Raw genomic sequence first — 18,688 nt, 5'->3', positions numbered from 1 at the left:
ATATCAGATATTGGCGACTACAAATCTATAAAATTATCTATACCACCAATTTCTCGGTAACAGGATGCGCTATCAGGCAAAGCCCGTCTTCTATCAGCTTTTTATATTCAGGCTCCGTTGCGGCTTTAGTAAGCAAAAACTGACGTATTTCCGCAGCAAGCTTAGGTTCCGCGTCGTTATGATCCAGCAGTTCCAGTATCTCCAACGCGCATAACCAGTCGTCATGATGGTGCTTTTGCAGCATCATCCACACATTGCCTAAATAACCAAAGTCGCCGCCTTTATGCCTGCGTTCCCGAACCTGCCGGCAAAGCTGATGGAGCTCCAGCGTACGTTGGTCATAATGAGGATGGTGAGTAACTACAGTTGATTTTTGCGCTATTTCAAGAAAAGCATCCTTATCAGCCGCCCCGCAGAATACCGAAACGATACGACCTCCTACAGCCATGTCATATTCGCCCCACGCAGGGTCAAACAACACATTACCCTGCTTATCCGTTACTGTGCAGCCGGTAAAAGTGATCAGTTGTGTTTTACCACCATCAGTAAGGATGGATTTAATTTTCCCTGATACCTGTATACCGCTTTTGAATTTAAGCGTAGTATGTTTTCCCTGCTCAATACCTGCTAAAACCAACTCTTCGGCGTTTAGGTCTTCCAAAGGTTTATCGAAGCCTGCAAGTGAACCAACCGGAGAGCTAAAGCCGTCCTTATGGTAATCCTTGCCGTGCCCCTTTAGCTGCTTGTTATTGTATGCCAAAGCCGACGGACCAGTTGTTTTTATAAAAGCCGGTGAACCGTTCTCAACTATCATATCCGTAAAAGTGCCCGAAACTTGCAATCCTGAACTATAAACAGCCGTGCAGGTATTTTTACTATCGATAGCTTTTTGCATTCCGTAAACACCACCTCTTCGGAACGACATGGTATCGGCAAACTGCTCCAGCACATCAATCAGGTTCTGGAAGGCTGGAGTTACAAAAAGCTGCGGCTGCGGTTTGGTAATATCATAAGGATAATTAACCGCGTCTATGGTGTAGGGTAGTTTTTTCACATGAGCCTGCATGCAGCTGGCGCTCTCCCCTATGGAAGATAACAAGCCCGCGCCGTAGATTTTAGGGTCGTCCAGACTGCCTATCAGCCCGTACTCAACCGTCCACCAGTGCAGTCGGCTTAACAGGGCCATTTCAGACGGTTCGCCCATATTGGCTTGCTGCCACTCTACCCGTTCTTCGGCTTTTTGTATTTCCGCGGCATCGGCATCAGGCATTTCTTTGAGGATGGATAATGCTCTTATGGCTTCGTACAATTCAAAATCTTGAGCGCTGAACATGGCTTTCGCGCCTATCGAGCCAAAGTAGCTTAAATAATTATGGTAATCTTTATCAGCAATAATAGGCGCGTGCCCCGCCGACTCATGTATAATATCCGGCGCGGGGGTATATTCAATATGTTTTAACTGACGAATATCCGCAGCAATAACCAGCACGCGGTAAGCCTGGTATTCCATAAAAGCAGCCGGGGGTATAAAACCATCAACCGTAACGGCGCCCCAGCCAATTTTGCCTAAGGCATTATTCATTTCCTGCAGGTCGGGTATCTTTTCTATGGTTAAACCTGCTTTTTGCAAACCCGGTATGTAGGGGTAATATGCTACATCTTTAAGGTAACTGTAATTCTGCCGCATTACATATCGCCACACGGCATGGTCAATCGGTGTGTAATGCTCATAATGCTGATCAACTATAAATTGCTTTAAATGCGCGGGCAGCGCGGCAACCTGCGCGTTGTTAAAATCATTAAATCGGCTCATTTCGGTTTTGCTGGTTATTAACAAAACGTAAAACTAAGCAATAGGTTGGCAGAGAGCCAAAAAACAGATTATAATTCTATTTTGGAAATATATTTAAGAATATTATTTTGAATTTTCTATTTCACTATCAAGCGGCTCTTCCATTTTCGGCAAGCCATCTTCTAACCGACTTGGGCGGATCACATAGTATACACCCAATAGCGCTACAAGTAATGAAATGATGTAAAACGTTCCCGGCAAAAAAGTGGCAAGGCTCTCATCCATTGGAAACACTTTAGTAAGCTGCAGGAATACCGTTTCGCGGATACCGGCGCCGCCAATACTAATAGGGATGATGGTAGCCAGGGCCGAGATAAGAAACGACAACAGATACGGAGAATACTTACCGGTAAAATCCTGACCTATCATCACAAAAACAATGGCTATTACCTGCAGGCTTTGTACGCCTATGGCCTTTAAATGCGCCTGCCAAAAATAGCGCGTATATTCCCTGAAGAATTTGTACGCTATAAAGTAATATATGGCTGATGCTACAACAAAGATGCTAAGTGGGATGCCGATATGGATATCGATCTGCGGGATCAGAAATATCAACGCGATAATGATGAGGCCGATGGCCCAAAGGCCGCTGAGCCTGTCGAACATAATTGCCCAAAATACCTTTTTGGCCGGTAGTTTATAGTTTTTATGAAGCAGGTATATTTTATAACCATCGCCACCTATACCGCCCGGTAACAGGAAATTGTAGAACAATCCTAAAAGATACAGGCGAAAGTTAAACCTCGGGTCGAGCTTCAACTTAATGGATTTAAAGAAGCTGGATAACCGCCATGAAGAAATCACCATCGACGCGAAAAAGCTTATCAAAGCGGCCAGCATCCACCAGTAATTGGCATGCAGCAAGCGGTACTTCACTTTCTCTAACGGTACCTTCCTGAATACAAAGTATAACAGAACGCCCGTTACAATGAATTTAAGCAACACTTTGGTAATGCTCCATAACCGTTGCTTCCATGTTTTGGGGGCAACCAGTTCCTGTGCTTCGTCTTCCTCTGTTTGCGCTAAGTCTTTCATGCGGGTGCAAAGGTAGTAAATTAGTGATTAGTTGATTTGTTATTAGTTATTAGAGATTTGTGATTGGCGATTAATTAATATAGCATTAACCTGTACTAAACCACCCAACAAACTTTACAATAAGATGAGTGGTACTAATCAACTAATCTCTAATTAACTAATCTCCAGTCTTTAAAAAACCGTATTTTTGCGGCAAATTTCATAAATGCTATGGGTAAGGTACAAGTAGGTATTGTGCAGATGAGCTGCACCGCAAACAAACAGGAAAACCTGGATAAAGCTATTGTTAAAGTGCGCGAGGCTGCGGCCAAGGGTGCCCAGATAGTTTGTTTACAGGAGCTGTTTACGTCGCTTTATTTTTGCGATGTTGAGGATTACGACAACTTTGCATTGGCCGAGGCTATTCCCGGCCCATCAACAGATGCTTTGTCTGTCGTTGCGGCTGAATTAGGTGTGGTGATCATCGCCTCATTGTTTGAGAAACGCGCGCAGGGTGTTTACCATAACACTACCGCCGTTTTAGATGCCGATGGCGCATACCTGGGCAAATACCGTAAAATGCACATCCCCGATGATCCGGGTTTTTACGAGAAATTTTACTTTACCCCGGGCGACCTGGGTTACAAAGTTTTCAAAACTAAATTTGCGACTATAGGCGTATTGATCTGCTGGGATCAGTGGTACCCGGAGGCTGCCCGCATTACGTCGTTGATGGGTGCCGAGATATTGTTTTACCCCACTGCTATAGGCTGGGCAACCACGCAAGACGAAGCTACCAATATCAAACAATACAACGCATGGCAAACCATACAGCGCAGCCACGCAGTTGCCAACGGCGTACACGTAGTAAGCGTTAATCGTGTTGGCGAAGAAGCAGGTGTTAAATTTTGGGGTGGTTCTTTCTTTGCCGATCCGTTTGGCGAGCTTTTGCATCAAACTACGGTTGATGAGGAAGAAGTGATCGTGAAAGAACTTGACCTCAACAAATCAGACTATTACCGCAGCCACTGGCCGTTCCTACGCGATAGAAGGATTGATTCTTATCAACCGATTACGAAGAGGCTTTTGGACAATGACTAAATTCTTTATCATGTCATTGCGAGCGGCAGCGTGGCAATCTTATCGCCGACATATCGAACGCGACGAGATTGCCACGTCGCTACGCTCCTCGCAATGACATGTTTTATATTGCTCTGCTATGAACAATGAACTATCAACCATGAACTTTTCCGACTTAAAAGGCTTCCACTTCCCTGCCGAATGGGCACCGCAAACTGCTATGTGGCTTAGCTGGCCGCATAAGGAGGCTTCGTGGCCGGGCAAGATCGACTTGATATACCCTAAATACTGCGAGTTCATCAAGGTGGTTTCTGAAGGGCAGATCGTTCGCATTAACGTAGCCGATGCACAGATGGAAGCTTTTGCCAAACAGCAACTGCAAGCTGTTGGTGCCGACCTAAGCAAGGTTGAATTCTACCACTTCCCTACCAACGATGCCTGGTGCCGCGATCATGGCCCGGCGTTTTTGGTAAATTACGAGGAAAAGAAAAAAGTGATCGTCGATTGGGGTTATAACGCTTGGGGCGATAAATACCCTCCTTATGATCTGGATGATGTGATCCCGACCAAAATAGCGCAGCGCTTTAACCTGCCGGTTTACCACCCCGGCATTGTGATGGAAGGTGGCTCTGTTGATTTTAACGGCGCGGGCACGGTGTTAACCACCAACGCATGTTTACTGAATGAGAACCGCAACCCGCACTTAAACCAGCAAGAAATTGAGGGTTACCTGCAAAAATATTATGGCGTTGAGCAGGTACTTTGGCTTGGCGACGGCATTATAGGTGACGATACCGACGGCCATATTGATGATATTACCCGTTTTGTAAATACTGATACCGTACTTACCGTTATTGAAGAAAACAAGAACGATGAGAACTACCCTATCCTGCAGGAGAACCTGCAAACGCTTAAAACCATGCGTTTGCTTAACGGCAAGCAATTGAATATTGTTGAGCTGCCAATGCCTGATCCGGTTATTTACGAAGATCAGCGTTTACCTGCATCTTATGCTAACTTCTACATTGCCAATAGATCGGTAGTAGTGCCAACCTTCCGTTCGAAGAACGATGATAGAGCGCTCGACATCATTCAAAGCTGCTTCCCGGACAGAAAAGTAGTTGGTATCGATTCAACAGATATTATCTGGGGCTTGGGGAGTTTCCATTGTTTGAGCCAGCAGGAACCAAGTGTTTAGCGCTTTCAAATTATAGCTAAGGGGAATGATAAGCATTCCCCTTTTTTGTTCCATATGGTTCCGCAAATTTTTCACCGACAATTCATCCGCTTTTACCGACATCTTTAATGATGTTGCCCATATTAAGTTTGCTAATCTCTAACGTTAGTTTAGATTTGGTTAACTTTTAAATCAAGATCCACCATGTACAACAATATAAATACCCCCGACCGCTCAAAAAGCAAAGTGATGCTTGGAGCCATCCTGCTTATTGTAGGTGTGTACCTTTTGTTAAGACAGTTAGGTATACTTTTCATTCCCGATTCTGTAGAACTGTGGCCATTATGGTTAGTATTCTGGGGCTTAGTGATCGGTTCACGTAATCATTTTCAAAAATCATCAGGTATTATCCTTATCGGCCTGGGTGTTATCTTCATGATAACCGCCAACATCCATAATGCCGATGGCTTTATTTGGCCAGCGGCTATCATCGCGCTTGGCTTTTGGATCATGTCAAAAAAGAGCCACAAAAATGTGCCGAACTTTGACAACAACTACTGGGATAAAAAATACCGTGCAGATGTTACCGAAGAAAAGCCATTGACCGACTTTAGCAGCACAGTTAATGCTGATGCTGAAAGCGGTGCTACTGCTGATGTGCCTCCCGTACAACCTGCTGGCAGCATGCCTCCGCCACCTTCACGTGATGATTTTTTAGACGCTACAGCCATATTTGGTGGTGTTAACCGCACCATTGTATCTAAAAACTTTAGGGGCGGCGACCTTACCAACATATTTGGCGGTACCGAGATTGATTTTACCCGGGCCGATATTAACGGACAGGTGATCATTGATATTACCCAGGTATTTGGCGGCACCAAACTGATTGTACCGGCCAACTGGCATGTGGTGTCTGATATGGCCTCCATATTTGCCGGGGTGGATGATAAGCGTATTAAAACGGCACAACCCAACAGCCCGGATAAAATACTGATCCTTAAAGGCGTTTCTTTATTCGCGGGTGTGGATATAAGGAGCTATTAATATAAAGAGCCTATCCCTTAATACCTATTAGGGGACAGGCTCTTAAAAATGTCCCTTAGGGATGAGCTTAAAAGAGTTTTATAAACTAATAAACTACAATTGACATGAACTGGTATGTAGCAAAACTGGTTTTCAGGGTAATAAGCGGTAATGGCGACCATAGCGCTCAGTTTGATGAGCAACTAAGGCTTATTAACGCCGAAACCGAGCAACAGGCTTTTGAAAAGGCCAGCGCCATAGGTTACGCGAGCCAGGATAGTTTCCTGAACGTGCAGAAACAAACCGTAAGATGGCAGTTTATTGATGTGGCCGAACTTAATATGCTTAACGGCCTTACTGATGGCACCGAGCTTTATTACAACATACATGAAGCCCCCGATCCTGACCTGTACATTAAATGGGCACACCATAAGAGCGCGCTATTGGGCGTAAGAAACTAAACTTAAACTCATTAATCAATAAAAAGGCTGTGGCTGCGTCACAATTATCAACCTCCAAATTATTTACCGCATTTGCTATTTGTGGCGTAGTATGGGCCGCATTGCAGGGCTATATTATCCATAGCTTTGGCTTTGTGTGGCTTACATCGGTAATTGATGCCGTTTTAAGCGCTGTTTTATTGGCTATTGCCTGTTGGCTCATCAACAATAACCTGCGCTATTACCAGCCCGATAAAGAGAGCTATTTTTACCTGTTTATATGGTGCGCGGCATTGGCTATTGCCTGTGTTGCCGGCTGCCGTTATATATTGCCGTTGTTTAACCTGGGGCAGGTATATTTTAACTTCCTGCAGCAATCATTAGAAATACGCTTTTTTACCACTTTCCTGGCGTTGGGCTGGATGGCCATGATCAGCGCGCTCTGGTATACCCAGCTTGACCATAAGCGCACCGAACAGCGTAAAACCGAGGCCGAAAAGCTGGCTCGTGACGCAGAGCTTTATAACCTGCGCCAGCAACTGCAGCCACACTTTCTATTTAACAGTTTAAACTCAATTAACGCGTTGATAGGCTTTAAGCCTGAGCTGGCCCGCAAAATGATCCACCAGTTATCAGATTTTTTGCGTGGTACGCTCAAAAAAGACGAGCAGTTGTTAGTGCCGTTAAATGATGAGCTGGCACATTTGAATTTATACCTGGAGATTGAAAAAGTACGTTTTGGCCACCGTTTGCAAACAGAAATAAGTTGTGATAAAGCCTGCGGCGAAGCCATGCTGCCCTCGCTTTTATTACAGCCGCTGGTAGAGAACGCCATTAAATTTGGTTTATATGATACAACCGATGCGGTTACCATCAGCGTACGTGCCGAGGTAGAAGACCAGTACCTGGTAATTATGATACAAAACCCGTACGACCCCAAAACTTCGCGCCCACGCAAAGGCACCGGTTTTGGTTTGAGCGGTGTACAGCGCAGGCTTTATTTGATATTTGCACGTAACGACCTGATGGAAACTCACGCAAATGATAATATATTTACAACCATTATAAAAGTACCGCAGTTATGAAACGCGCTTTGATTATTGACGACGAGCCGCTGGCACGTATGGTTGTATTGGAATATTTGCAGGATTTTAAAGACCAGATAGAGGTATTACAAGAATGCGGTGATGGTTTTGAAGGCTTAAAAGCTATACAACAGCTACAACCCGACCTGGTGTTCCTGGATGTGCAGATGCCTAAAATAAACGGCTTTGAGATGCTGGAACTGGTTGATAGCCCCCCCGCGGTAATATTTGCCACCGCTTTTGACGAATACGCCATAAAAGCTTTTGAAGCCCACGCCGTTGATTACCTTTTAAAGCCATTTAGCAAAGAGCGTTTTAATAAAGCCATTGAAAAATACCTGGCCATAAGCCCGGCTGCCGTCATCACAAAAAATACTGAAACCTTATTGGAAGCCGCCGCGCAATCACCCGCGCAAAATGAGCGCATTGTGGTTAAAACCGGTACTAAGGTGAAAATTATTGCCGTGCAGGATGTTGAATATCTGCAAGCTGATGACGATTATGTGAGCGTAGTAACCGCCGAAGGCGCCTTCCTGAAAAATAAAACGATGGCCTTCTTCGAGAAAACGCTTGATCCGGGTCAGTTTGTACGTGTGCACCGCTCTTACATCGTAGCTATTTCGCAGATAACCCGGTTAGACCCGTACGAGAAAGACAGCCATTTAGCCATTCTGAAATCAGGCGCTAAAATACCGGTGAGTAAAACCGGCTATGTGAAATTAAAACAGGTGCTGGGAATTTAAGGTGCCGGGCTCGCTCACCACATACTGGAAAGTTATTCCATAGGACGGTTTGATGGGAATAACTACTTTTCCATTTGCCATAATTTCTCTGTTACAATTGCTTTTTCAAAGGCCTGTTTAAACTGATCACAGTTGTTGAACTTAAGCTGTGGAATTAACCTGCTTTCCAGGGTCAGGCTGAATTGATCATCCTCGAATGGCCAGGGCGTTACAGTAAGTTTACCGCTTTCTTTACGCATAAGCTTGTATTGGGTATCATCAGGCCCCTGGCTTACTTCAATAACCCTTTTCTCCGGCTGCACCTCATGCTGTGCAAGCAGCAAAGAAAACGCGTCGCACCATTCCATTATGCCATAAGCTTTCCGCACTTCTGCTTCAGTGAGTTTTAACTCTGTAGACCATTGCTTTTGTAAATGCCTCTGCTCTTTTATAAAAGCCTTTACCTGCGGGTTATCTTTTGCTTCTGCAGTGTGCAAAAACTCCATGTGGACAGAGGTGAGCAAAGCGATGAACTTGCTTTTAGATAATGAAAAATGATGCAAACGACGGCAATGCTCAAGCTCAAACTTTTTCATGGCAAAGTTAACAGGTCCTCCTTGTTCGGTGAGCAGGTCCTCTGCTTCCAACTCGGTTTGGGCATCATCATGATCGGCAATCGCAATAAGGGTTTCTGCCCACCGTTCGGGCCGGCCTTTAATACGCCAATGCATAGCCACTTGCGCGGCAAGCAGCCCGTGCGCCCGTTGTGTTATAATTTCCCAGCCTTTTTCTGTGTAGTTGACGATCATTAAAAATATAATGATCAAAAAAGGAAAATGTTTAATTCAAACCCACCTGTTATTCGGGTACAGTATAAATACACTATTCTGCCAGCAGCGCCATCCAGGCCTCTGTAACGCGGCCCTGCTCAAGTAGTTGTTTGGCGTGCAGGTGTAATTGCAGCTCGCGGGTGCGGTTATCGCCAATGGTAGCATCAAATATTTGCTTGATCTCCTCGCGTTGGGTATATTCTCCTATCGCCTCATCGTCAGGCAAAGCCTCAACATTACCTAACTGGCCAAGGTTATTACCTGTTAACACGGTTGAGTTTCTTATGGCTGATGGTATACTATCTACCCCTATGCCGATAGTGCGCACAGGCTTTGCTACTTCAAACAGATTACCTGCATTAACACGGCAATACCAATCGGCACCCAGGCGGGCCACTAGGTCGGTTTTAGTTTGGTCGATGCTGGTACCCGCATCATTTAATATTTCATTCTGGATGTGGATAACCTTCACTTCGGCTATAATGAGGTTTCCCGCGCCGGGGCCATCGCCTAAGGCAATAATATCTTTGATAACACACTCCAATTGTACGGGAGATTCGGCAACACGGGGCGGCTTTACCAGTTCGGATGGTTGCTCCGTTAACCCTGCTTTAATAAACTCATTTACTCCCGCAGGGTATTCAACACTCGAGAGCGATACCTGCTGCACCATATCGTAACTAACGATGTTGATGACGCATTCCGGCACTTCTTTGATATTCTCCAGCGTATGTTTAGTAGTATTGTCTCTTACCCTGCGCGACGCCGAGAAAACACAAATAGGCGGGTTAACGCTAAACAAATTAAAGAAACTGAACGGACTAAGATTTACATTACCATCCTTATCAATAGTTGATGCCAGGCAAATAGGCCTCGGCGCCACCGCATGGTTAAGGTAGCTTTGGATCTGTAACGGAGTAAGGTCTTTTGTTTGAAGGGTGAGCATGGTATTTTATAGTCAAACCATGTCATTGCGAGCGATGGCGTGGCAATCTTAGCAAACAGGCCTTATAGATCTGCTTATGAGATTGCCACGTTGCTACGCCCTCGCAATGGCACGGTGATGTTTTTTACTTCTTCAACTTCAAAATAGAAAACTCGCTATCAGCTTTCTTGATTATATTACCTAAAACCCCTAAGCCGGTTATTTCCATTTCAACAAGGTCATTTGGCTGCAGCCATTGGGTTTGGTAATTGGCATCGTTTAACAAGCCGGTACCATTTAGCTCAAGAAAGCATCCTGTACCTACCGTGCCCGAACCGATAACATCGCCTGGTAGAACATCGCAACCATAGGCACATCTTTCAATGATCTCTGCAAAGGTCCAGTCCATATCCCCCATATTACCCAGGCTTACCTGCTTGCCGTTTACGTGGCATTTCATTTCCAGGTTGTAATTAGCGCCAACGTGCCCCTCTTTAGCAGGCACTTTGTATTGTTCCAACTCATCGGGTGTTACCAGCCATGGGCCTATCACGGTAGAAAAATCCTTTCCCTTTGCCGGGCCAAGGTTCAGCAGCATCTCTTCCATTTGCAGGGTGCGCGCGCTCATATCGTTCATGATCATGTAGCCTGCTATATAACTGTCAGCCTCAGCCGCGGTAATGTTGCGTCCTTTCTTATTAAGCACTACGGCAACTTCCAGCTCAAAGTCAAGTTTTTCGAAATGATCGGGCATACACTCTATTTCACCAGGGCCCTGTATGGCGTTGTGGTTAGTAAAATAGAAGATGGGATACTGGTCAAACTCGGGTATCATTTCTACCTTGCGGTTACGGCGCGCGGCGGCAACGTGCTGCCTGAATGCATATCCGTCGCGGCACGATGTGGGATGTGGCACAGGTGCCATCAACTCATAAAAAAGTTCTTCCTTAGCCTCAATCTTACCGCTTTTGATATCTTCGTTAACGCGTTTAGCATGTTCCATTAACTCTTCGCCACCCCACAAAAATTCGTTCATGTTATCGGGTATCAGCTTATCGCACGAGTTAAGGTTGTAAATATGTCCGTTTACGTAAACGCCAAGGTGCTCTCTGTCTTCGGTTTTATAGGATACTAATTTCATAAGGCGGTAATTGGTTTATAAAAGAACTCAAAAGTAGGGATTTTGCTTGTAGAGGTGCGGTACTTGACCATTTAATTTGTTTCATTTTAACCCCAAGACGCGAGGTATCGGGTCTGTGCGCAATTATAACCCAATCGCTGATCAACCAATCACCAATCACTATTATTATGCTTGCATATTAAATAAATTCCACTTAATTTCGTTTATCTTATGATGAGCATCAGTAAACAATTCTACTTTTCCCTTGGCCTCACCTCAATGAGCAGGTCGGCCATGTTCAGGGATGCTGTGCTTGCCAAAATTGTCTTGGCGCAGTTCTAACGCCGCTGTTGTAAGGTTTTAAAGTCGAAAGGTTGGAATGTTGTTCCGGCTTTTCTAAAAAAACCATCTCTAATTTCAAATGTTTGATTATTAATTTGTTAGGGTAAAGTTTTTCAACTTTACAACCTTTCACCATTCCAACATTTAAACTAACCAATTATGCCAATTTACCATACCTTAGGGAGCATCCCGCATAAGCGGCATACCCAATTCCGTAAACCCGACGGCAGTTTATACGCCGAAGAACTGGTTTCAACGGAGGGTTTTTCCAGTTTGTACTCGCTAGTATACCATACTTACCCGCCCACAATTGTTAAAGAGTTGGGCGAACCTTACTCTGTTGAACCTAAAATTGCCCGCGAGAAACACCTTAAACATACCAGCCTCATCGGTTTTAACATCAAACCGGAAGATGATTACCTGCAAAGCCGTAAACCGGTGCTGGTGAACAGCGATCTGCACATATCTCTTGCTGCCCCGCGCAAAAGTATGACAGATTATTTTTACAAGAACAGCCAGGCGGACGAAGTAATATTTATTCATGAGGGTACCGGAACGCTGAAAACGGGCTTCGGCAAACTGAAATTCGAACATGGCGATTACCTGGTAATACCCCGCGGTACCATTTACCAAATGGAGTTTGACAGCGAGCAGAACCGCCTGTTCATTGTAGAAAGTTTTAGCCCTATCCGTACGCCAAAACGCTACCGCAACCAGTATGGACAGTTAATGGAACACGCCCCTTACTGCGAACGCGACATTAAGCGGCCTACCGACCTGGAAACGCATGACCAAAAAGGCGATTTTAAGATACTGATCAAAAAACAAGGCCTTATCTATCCATACATTTACGGCACACATCCTTTCGATTTTGTGGGATGGGATGGCTTCCATTACCCCTGGGCATTTTCTATTCACGATTTTGAGCCGATAACCGGCCGCGTACACCAACCACCACCAGTACACCAAACATTTGAGGGGCACAATTTTGTGGTCTGCTCATTTGTACCGCGCAAGTTTGACTATCACCCACTGTCTATCCCTGCTCCTTACAACCACAGCAATGTAGATAGTGACGAAGTGCTTTATTACGTAGATGGCGACTTTATGAGTCGCAAACACGTGGTAAAAGGCCAAATTACGCTGCACCCCGGCGGTATACCACACGGCCCGGCACCGGGCTCGGTTGAAAAATCAATAGGCAAAGAAGCTACCGAGGAACTTGCGGTGATGATAGACCCTTTCCGTCCACTGATGCTTACCGAAGATGCCGTAAATATCGAAGACGGAGATTATTATAAAAGCTGGATCTCTTAGTTGTTGGAAGGTTGAAATGTTATAACGTTAAAGGTTACCCTATGACCGATGCCAGGCAACATTATAACTTTCCAACCTTGAAACCTTTAAACATAAAAAACAAAATGGAAACACTAACAATAGATAAAAAAACAACCTCAACTGATTTTTTGCCCCTTAATGGCACCGATTACGTTGAGTTTTATGTGGGCAACGCTAAGCAGGCTGCGCATTACTATAAAACAGCATTCGGCTTTCAGGACCTGGCATACGCAGGCCCGGAAACCGGTGTGCGCGATCGCGCTTCCTACGTACTGCAACAGGGTAAAATTCGTATCATGCTGACCACGCCCCTGCATTCAGACCATCCCATCAGCGAGCACATTAAAAAGCATGGCGACGGTGTGAAAGCCCTTGCCCTTTGGGTGGATGATGCTTATGATGCTTTTGAGCAAACAACCAGCCGTGGTGCCGAAGCTTATTTGCAGCCGCAAACCATAAAAGATGAATTTGGTGAAGTACGTACCAGCGGCATCAAACTGTATGGCGAAACCGTTCACCTGTTCATTGAGCGGAAAAATTACCAGGGCGCGTTTCTACCCGGTTATGTTGAACTAAAAACCAGCTACCACCCTACCGAGACCGGCTTATTGTATGTTGACCATTGCGTAGGCAACGTTGGCTGGCATAAAATGAACCAGTGGGTAAACTTTTACGAAGACGTTATGGGCTTCCGTAACATCCTTACGTTTGATGACAAGATGATCTCTACCGAATACTCTGCATTAATGAGTAAGGTAATGAGCAACGGTAATGGGTACGTTAAATTCCCGATAAACGAGCCGGCCGAAGGTAAAAAGAAAAGCCAGATAGAAGAATACCTGGAGTTTTACGAAGGCGAAGGCGTACAGCATTTGGCATTGGCTACGCATGATATTGTTAAAACCATTACAGACCTGCAAAGCCGTGGCGTAGAATTTTTAACCGTGCCTACCACTTATTACGACGACCTGATAGACCGCGTTGGCCATATAGATGAAGATCTTGAGCCGCTCAAAAAATTAGGTATACTGGTAGATCGCGACGATGAAGGTTATCTGCTACAGATATTCACTAAACCGGTTGAGGACAGGCCAACGCTGTTCTTTGAGATCATCCAGCGAAAAGGCGCCAAATCTTTCGGTGCGGGTAACTTCAAGGCACTGTTCGAGGCTATCGAACGTGAACAGGAAGCACGCGGCAATCTGTAACAGTAAATCATATGCAAATTAAAACAAAGGCTGGTTACAAAAACCAGCCTTTGTTTTTGCTTAATCGCTGTAGTTGTAATAAAGAGCTTTATCTATTAACTTAGCTGTAACTAATTATAAACACTATTGTTATCAATGCAATGAGTACAGCAGCATCAGCAAAAAGATTTCAGCTTGTCCCATTCATTATCAGCCTGGGTATAACCCTTGGGATAGGTTTTGTGGCATCTGTGTTTACACGGCCTGAAATTGAAGGCTGGTATGCAACCTTAAAAAAACCCATATTTGTCCCACCAAATTGGGCCTTCCCGGTCGCGTGGACTATCCTCTATATTCTTATCGCCATTTCGGCCTACCTGGTTTGGGTAAAACGCGATAACAGCCAAGCTTATAAAACCGCTGTGGTGATATACTGCCTGCAACTGGCTTTTAATTTTGCATGGTCGATAGTTTTTTTTGGCATGCACCAGATATTTGGCGCTTTATTGATCATCATAGGTCTGCTGGTACTTATTATATTCAACATCAGCTGGTTCCATCGCTACAGTAAAACGGCGGCATATTTACTTGTACCCTATTTATTATGGGCATCATTCGCTACGCTATTAAACCTGAGTATTTTTGTATTTAACAAATAGAAAAACTTTATTTTTATTGCGTTAGTCTGCCACTATTCATGTTAACGCAAGTATGAAAAAACTGTTATTGATCTGTTTGTTAATTATCTCAGCCAGCAGCTTCTGCTATGCGGATAAAGTAGCTATTGACCATTTCGTGGTTAAAGAAAACCCTTTTGCTACAGACGAGATAGCCTTTGTAGCGGTTGACACGGCCGGCACCATACAGGAAAAAGTTAACGGCATTTTTTCATTTACCATAAATGGGTTCACCGAAACCTTAACATTTGATAAAGGCACAGCTTTTTACAGGCATAAAATAGAAAAATCGAGCTTTGTTTACGCCCGTCATCAGAACGACGAAGGGACACACTCCGTACTCTATTATATTTACCGGCACGATAGCAAGCTCTCGCCTGTAAAAATTAGTTGGATCTTACTGCTGGCTATCCCCATTGTACTTATCCTTATTGGCTACTTATTTAAAAGGCTCATCATTATCGCCATAATCGCATTCTGTATTTTCCTGTACTTTAACCATAGTAATGGACTAAGCATCCCTACGTTTTTTCAGAGTATTATAGACGGGTTAAAAGGAGCGTTTTAGATTTTAGATTTTAGATGGAATAATCTGCGGGAATGTTGTTTGCTTTTTTACTAATCTTTGATCGCAAATCCCCAATAACCAAACATTAGAACGGAAGGCCTATACCAAAGTTAAGCTGCATAAAGCCGTAATTATCGCCGTTGGTTTGCTGGTATTTGGTTTTGAAAGGACCTCCTCCAAAAAGTTCATTCATGTGCTTTAAGAATACCCATTGATCAGATCCTGTGAACTGCGGATCTTTAAACTTGAACGCTGCATCAAGCCTGAAAATAAAAAAGCTAAGGTCGAACCGTAAACCTGTACCGATGCCAATTGCGGTGGACTGCCATAGGTTACCAAAACTAAACTCGCCGTTAGGGTTATCAGCCTGCTTATGTAAGCGCCAAACGTTACCCGCGTCAACAAAAAACGCCCCCTTTAGCTTAGAACCAAAAAAGTTATCGGCTATTTTATAGCGGTACTCGGCATTGGCCACAATTTTAACTTCGCCAAACTGGTCCAGATATTTTAACCTTGCACGGGTGGTATCGGCCGCGCCGCCTACCCCATAACTAGCACGGTTAAAATTACCGGGGCCCAATGTACGTGGTAACCATGCACGCATATCATTGGCGCCACCCGCGTAAAAATTCTTTTCAAATATCAGTTGGTCGCTATTGCCGTAGGGTATACCAATACCCGGATTGATACGAAAGATAAACTGCCTTTCGCCACCCAGGCTACGGTACCAGCGGTAATCAAATTCGGTTTTAACGTACTGGGCAAACGTATATCCAAAAAGTGTACGGTGACCGAGTGTATCTTTAGGAGAGTTGGTAAGCTTACTTACAAGGGCCAGAAAATTGCCGCCTACATCCAGGTTACCCCTGAAATATATAAAGTTCTTATAAGAATTTAACTCGTTGGCATTGTACTGAAAGGTATACTGGCTTCCGGATGTAAAAGTGGTGCGCCCGATAAGGTATACGTACGAATAACGGTTCTGGCTAAGCAATTCGTTCTTTGCAATAGGATCAATGGTGCCGTTAGAGAACTCTATACTGATAGGTGTAATGGAGTGCTGTTTCCTGAAAGTTTCAAAAAAATCATATGTAACCGAATTGATGAAACTGCGCCGCTCCACCAGCCCTTTCTGATAAAACAACTGAAAGTTAGACGCGAAAGTGGTATGCGGCACCCCAAACTTAGCCAGGTTAGGAAAGTCGAAAGGCAATATGATACGTGGATATATCAGGCTCGCACCTACACGGAAGTCCTGGTTTTGTATGCCTTTGGTACCTGCAAAGCCGTTATCAAACAATATACTCCAGTTAAGCTTTAGCTGCAATGCCGCGGCTTGTTTAAACATGTTGCGGTTAGTAAAGGTATTGCCGAGGTTATAACCGTAGCGGCCTCCGTTAAACAAAAACTCAGCCTCCACGCGGTCGCTCATACGCTTAAGCGGTACTATATCAATTTTACTGTTAAGGCGGTTAGTACTGTCGGCCAGCTTTTCGTAAGTGGGGTTAGGCACGTTCCTGAAAACATTCAGTTCCGACAGGCGTGAGGTGGTCATCGTCTGCTTGTCAATGTCATATATCTCCCCCTTTTTCTGGAAAATATAATCTGTTACCGTGCGCGGTTTAAAGCGTCCCGAAAAATCAACAAACCTGAATTGCGAATCAACCTGTAAGGTATCAGCCTTTCCGGGGGTACGTCCGTTGCTGCGGGCAATGGTAATAAGCGTATTATTGATGGTATATACCGGGTGGGCCGATTTACCGGGTGGGTTATCGATAATCATCACCAGGTCAACCACACTTTTGTTCCAGTTAGAATCGGGGGTATAGGTAATGTACTGGCGGTAAAAATCAAAATAACCGTTCCGTTTCATCTCCTGGTAAAACTGGTCGCGGTCATAAGCCAGGCTATCGGTATCAAAGCGGCTGCCTGGCTTTACGTGTGTGTACAGGTCGCGGGTCTTGCGGTATATCTGGCGTACTTTGGGGTCGTAAATGCTATCCCTAAAATTCCGGATGTGGAATAGAGGACCTTGCTGGGCAGTAAAATACAGGGTAGCCTTACGGTTTTTTATACCGATGGAATCGGTCACCTTAGCTTTAAGGTAACCCTTATTAACAAGAAATTTTTGTATCTGGTCGCGAGAAAAGTCAACCAGGTTGCTATCCAGTATGGCCGGTGCCTCCCCAATACTGCGCTTTCCTTTTTTACTAAAGGTATAGTAGATTTGCAGGTTAAGCCAGTTGTTGGGCTGAACCTCTTTATCTACATAATTAAGGGCCATTTCGGAGAATTCTTTGTCAACCCCTTTTATTACCACCTTACGAACTATGGCCTGGTCTTTACGGATACCGCGCGTAACGCTGCAACCCGAAGCAATTATCAGGGCCAAAATACTTAATATTGCAGTACGTAAAGTTAAAGGGGTATATGCTTTCAAAATCTCAAATCAGTTTACTTAACTCGTTACAACATAAAAAGTTTCGCAGAGAACATGGTTTATTTATAGTGGAGGGATATAAGTCAATAATTGAATTTGCAGATTCCGGATACCACGTTAACACCATATACCATACGCCTGACGCAACCCCAAAATTGCTTAATTTATCGCAAAAAATAAACTATCAGGACATAACTTTAACCGAACTACAAAAAATAAGTGCGTTAAAGACCCCTGCTGATGCGCTTGCCACTATAAATATACCACAACAAACCGATGTTGACCACCAGCGTTTAAAAAACAAATTTAGCCTGGTGCTTGATGGTGTACAGGACCCGGGTAACATGGGCACCATTATCCGCACGGCCGACTGGTTTGGCTTTACAGATATTATTTGTTCGGAAGATACGGTTGACGTTTACAACCCCAAGGTGGTGCAAGCTACCATGGGCTCATTAGCACGGGTAAACGTACGCTATGCTAACCTGATAGAATTTATTAAAGCACTTAAAATACCTGTGTTAGGTACCCTGCTTAACGGAGAAAATATTTATACCACCCAATTGGGCCACGAGGGATTATTAGTTTTAGGGAACGAGGGCAATGGTATACGCCCTGATATACAGGCATTAATTACCAAAGCGGTAACCATACCACGCGTTGGCAAGGCCGAATCATTAAACGTGGCAGTAGCTGCGGCGGTATGCTGTTCACAACTTGTTGCAAAAACCTACAAATAAAATTGATTAACAATAAATAATTACTATTTTTGCAGTCCTTAAAAATGGTCGGATGGCCGAGTGGCTAGGCAGAGGTCTGCAAAACCTCCTACAGCGGTTCGAATCCGCTTCCGACCTCAGGTATTAAA

The 18,688-nt window shown here is 44.4% G+C and carries 17 protein-coding genes and 1 tRNA gene; 12 read left to right on the top strand and 6 right to left on the bottom strand.

The window, feature by feature from the left end; genetic code table 11:
* Positions 1–37: 37 nt before the first annotated feature.
* Both CKK33_RS08995 and CKK33_RS08990 read right to left on the bottom strand, forming a co-directional pair.
* Complete coding sequence (locus tag CKK33_RS08995) at positions 38–1,813, bottom strand: aromatic amino acid hydroxylase (RefSeq protein ID WP_095705799.1); 1,776 nt, start codon at positions 1,811–1,813, stop codon at positions 38–40.
* A 102-nt stretch (positions 1,814–1,915) separates the two neighbouring features.
* On the bottom strand, positions 1,916–2,887 hold the full coding sequence (locus tag CKK33_RS08990; protein ID WP_095703785.1) for a lysylphosphatidylglycerol synthase transmembrane domain-containing protein: 972 nt from the start codon (positions 2,885–2,887) through the stop codon (positions 1,916–1,918).
* 210 nt (positions 2,888–3,097) lie between these two features.
* Here CKK33_RS08990 and CKK33_RS08985 point away from each other — a divergent pair, with 210 nt between their 5' ends.
* From CKK33_RS08985 to CKK33_RS08960, 6 genes are all read left to right on the top strand, one after another.
* On the top strand, positions 3,098–3,967 hold the full coding sequence (locus tag CKK33_RS08985; RefSeq protein WP_095703784.1) for a carbon-nitrogen hydrolase: 870 nt from the start codon (positions 3,098–3,100) through the stop codon (positions 3,965–3,967).
* Between the two features lie 118 nt (positions 3,968–4,085).
* Positions 4,086–5,144, top strand: a complete 1,059-nt coding sequence (locus tag CKK33_RS08980) for an agmatine/peptidylarginine deiminase (protein WP_095703783.1) — start codon at positions 4,086–4,088, stop codon at positions 5,142–5,144.
* A gap of 183 nt (positions 5,145–5,327) precedes the next feature.
* Positions 5,328–6,167: a LiaF domain-containing protein gene (locus tag CKK33_RS08975; protein ID WP_095703782.1), complete on the top strand. Its 840-nt coding sequence runs from the start codon at positions 5,328–5,330 to the stop codon at positions 6,165–6,167.
* Positions 6,168–6,271: 104 nt separating this feature from the next.
* Entirely contained in the window at positions 6,272–6,607 is a 336-nt protein-coding gene (locus CKK33_RS08970; protein WP_095703781.1) for a DUF4288 domain-containing protein, read from the top strand.
* Positions 6,608–6,636: 29 nt separating this feature from the next.
* Entirely contained in the window at positions 6,637–7,671 is a 1,035-nt protein-coding gene (locus tag CKK33_RS08965) for a sensor histidine kinase (protein ID WP_233138178.1), read from the top strand.
* Entirely contained in the window at positions 7,668–8,414 is a 747-nt protein-coding gene (locus CKK33_RS08960; protein WP_095703780.1) for a LytTR family DNA-binding domain-containing protein, read from the top strand. The genes CKK33_RS08965 and CKK33_RS08960 overlap by 4 nt, the downstream gene beginning before the upstream one ends.
* A gap of 62 nt (positions 8,415–8,476) precedes the next feature.
* On the opposite strand, the gene CKK33_RS08955 is transcribed toward CKK33_RS08960, so the two are convergent.
* From CKK33_RS08955 to CKK33_RS08945, 3 genes are all read right to left on the bottom strand, one after another.
* Positions 8,477–9,202, bottom strand: a complete 726-nt coding sequence (locus CKK33_RS08955; RefSeq protein ID WP_095703779.1) for a DUF3891 family protein — start codon at positions 9,200–9,202, stop codon at positions 8,477–8,479.
* A 73-nt stretch (positions 9,203–9,275) separates the two neighbouring features.
* Positions 9,276–10,169 (bottom strand): flavin reductase family protein, encoded by an 894-nt coding sequence (locus CKK33_RS08950; RefSeq protein ID WP_095703778.1) that lies wholly within the window; start codon positions 10,167–10,169, stop codon positions 9,276–9,278.
* Between the two features lie 124 nt (positions 10,170–10,293).
* Complete coding sequence (locus CKK33_RS08945; protein ID WP_095703777.1) at positions 10,294–11,289, bottom strand: fumarylacetoacetate hydrolase family protein; 996 nt, start codon at positions 11,287–11,289, stop codon at positions 10,294–10,296.
* Positions 11,290–11,769: 480 nt separating this feature from the next.
* Here CKK33_RS08945 and CKK33_RS08935 point away from each other — a divergent pair, with 480 nt between their 5' ends.
* From CKK33_RS08935 to CKK33_RS08920, 4 genes are all read left to right on the top strand, one after another.
* Entirely contained in the window at positions 11,770–12,927 is a 1,158-nt protein-coding gene (locus CKK33_RS08935) for a homogentisate 1,2-dioxygenase (protein WP_095703775.1), read from the top strand.
* A gap of 104 nt (positions 12,928–13,031) precedes the next feature.
* The gene (gene hppD / locus CKK33_RS08930) at positions 13,032–14,156 is read left to right on the top strand and encodes a 4-hydroxyphenylpyruvate dioxygenase (protein WP_095705797.1); all 1,125 of its coding nucleotides are present in this window, start codon (positions 13,032–13,034) and stop codon (positions 14,154–14,156) included.
* A gap of 140 nt (positions 14,157–14,296) precedes the next feature.
* Complete coding sequence (locus CKK33_RS08925) at positions 14,297–14,794, top strand: TspO/MBR family protein (protein ID WP_095703774.1); 498 nt, start codon at positions 14,297–14,299, stop codon at positions 14,792–14,794.
* A gap of 52 nt (positions 14,795–14,846) precedes the next feature.
* Positions 14,847–15,380 carry a hypothetical protein gene (locus CKK33_RS08920; RefSeq protein ID WP_095703773.1) on the top strand — a complete coding sequence of 178 codons (534 nt, stop codon included), beginning with the start codon at positions 14,847–14,849 and terminating at the stop codon, positions 15,378–15,380.
* Positions 15,381–15,465: 85 nt separating this feature from the next.
* Here the strand turns inward: CKK33_RS08920 and CKK33_RS08915 are convergent, their stop codons facing one another.
* Positions 15,466–17,772, bottom strand: coding sequence for a BamA/TamA family outer membrane protein (locus CKK33_RS08915; RefSeq protein ID WP_143822935.1), 2,307 nt, complete (start codon positions 17,770–17,772; stop codon positions 15,466–15,468).
* Between the two features lie 38 nt (positions 17,773–17,810).
* Here CKK33_RS08915 and CKK33_RS08910 point away from each other — a divergent pair, with 38 nt between their 5' ends.
* Together CKK33_RS08910 and CKK33_RS08905 are read left to right on the top strand one after the other, a co-directional pair.
* Positions 17,811–18,560, top strand: coding sequence for an RNA methyltransferase (locus CKK33_RS08910; protein WP_095703771.1), 750 nt, complete (start codon positions 17,811–17,813; stop codon positions 18,558–18,560).
* Between the two features lie 46 nt (positions 18,561–18,606).
* Positions 18,607–18,677, top strand: a tRNA-Cys gene (locus CKK33_RS08905).
* Positions 18,678–18,688: the final 11 nt, after the last annotated feature.

The organism is Mucilaginibacter sp. MD40 (assembly GCF_002288635.1).
Lineage (GTDB): Bacteria > Bacteroidota > Bacteroidia > Sphingobacteriales > Sphingobacteriaceae > Mucilaginibacter.
Note: the sequence above shows the minus strand (reverse complement) of the source record. Positions and strands in the feature narration are given on the sequence as shown.

Coding starts and splice junctions, on each gene's coding strand:
- CKK33_RS08955 (WP_095703779.1), bottom strand. CDS start 9,202: ATGATCGTCAACTACACAGAAAAAGGCTGGGAAATTATAACACAACGG.
- CKK33_RS08985 (WP_095703784.1), top strand. CDS start 3,098: ATGGGTAAGGTACAAGTAGGTATTGTGCAGATGAGCTGCACCGCAAAC.
- hppD (WP_095705797.1), top strand. CDS start 13,032: ATGGAAACACTAACAATAGATAAAAAAACAACCTCAACTGATTTTTTG.
- CKK33_RS08975 (WP_095703782.1), top strand. CDS start 5,328: ATGTACAACAATATAAATACCCCCGACCGCTCAAAAAGCAAAGTGATG.
- CKK33_RS08980 (WP_095703783.1), top strand. CDS start 4,086: ATGAACAATGAACTATCAACCATGAACTTTTCCGACTTAAAAGGCTTC.
- CKK33_RS08945 (WP_095703777.1), bottom strand. CDS start 11,289: ATGAAATTAGTATCCTATAAAACCGAAGACAGAGAGCACCTTGGCGTT.
- CKK33_RS08990 (WP_095703785.1), bottom strand. CDS start 2,887: ATGAAAGACTTAGCGCAAACAGAGGAAGACGAAGCACAGGAACTGGTT.
- CKK33_RS08970 (WP_095703781.1), top strand. CDS start 6,272: ATGAACTGGTATGTAGCAAAACTGGTTTTCAGGGTAATAAGCGGTAAT.
- CKK33_RS08950 (WP_095703778.1), bottom strand. CDS start 10,169: ATGCTCACCCTTCAAACAAAAGACCTTACTCCGTTACAGATCCAAAGC.
- CKK33_RS08960 (WP_095703780.1), top strand. CDS start 7,668: ATGAAACGCGCTTTGATTATTGACGACGAGCCGCTGGCACGTATGGTT.
- CKK33_RS08920 (WP_095703773.1), top strand. CDS start 14,847: ATGAAAAAACTGTTATTGATCTGTTTGTTAATTATCTCAGCCAGCAGC.
- CKK33_RS08995 (WP_095705799.1), bottom strand. CDS start 1,813: ATGAGCCGATTTAATGATTTTAACAACGCGCAGGTTGCCGCGCTGCCC.
- CKK33_RS08925 (WP_095703774.1), top strand. CDS start 14,297: ATGAGTACAGCAGCATCAGCAAAAAGATTTCAGCTTGTCCCATTCATT.
- CKK33_RS08935 (WP_095703775.1), top strand. CDS start 11,770: ATGCCAATTTACCATACCTTAGGGAGCATCCCGCATAAGCGGCATACC.
- CKK33_RS08910 (WP_095703771.1), top strand. CDS start 17,811: ATGCTTTCAAAATCTCAAATCAGTTTACTTAACTCGTTACAACATAAA.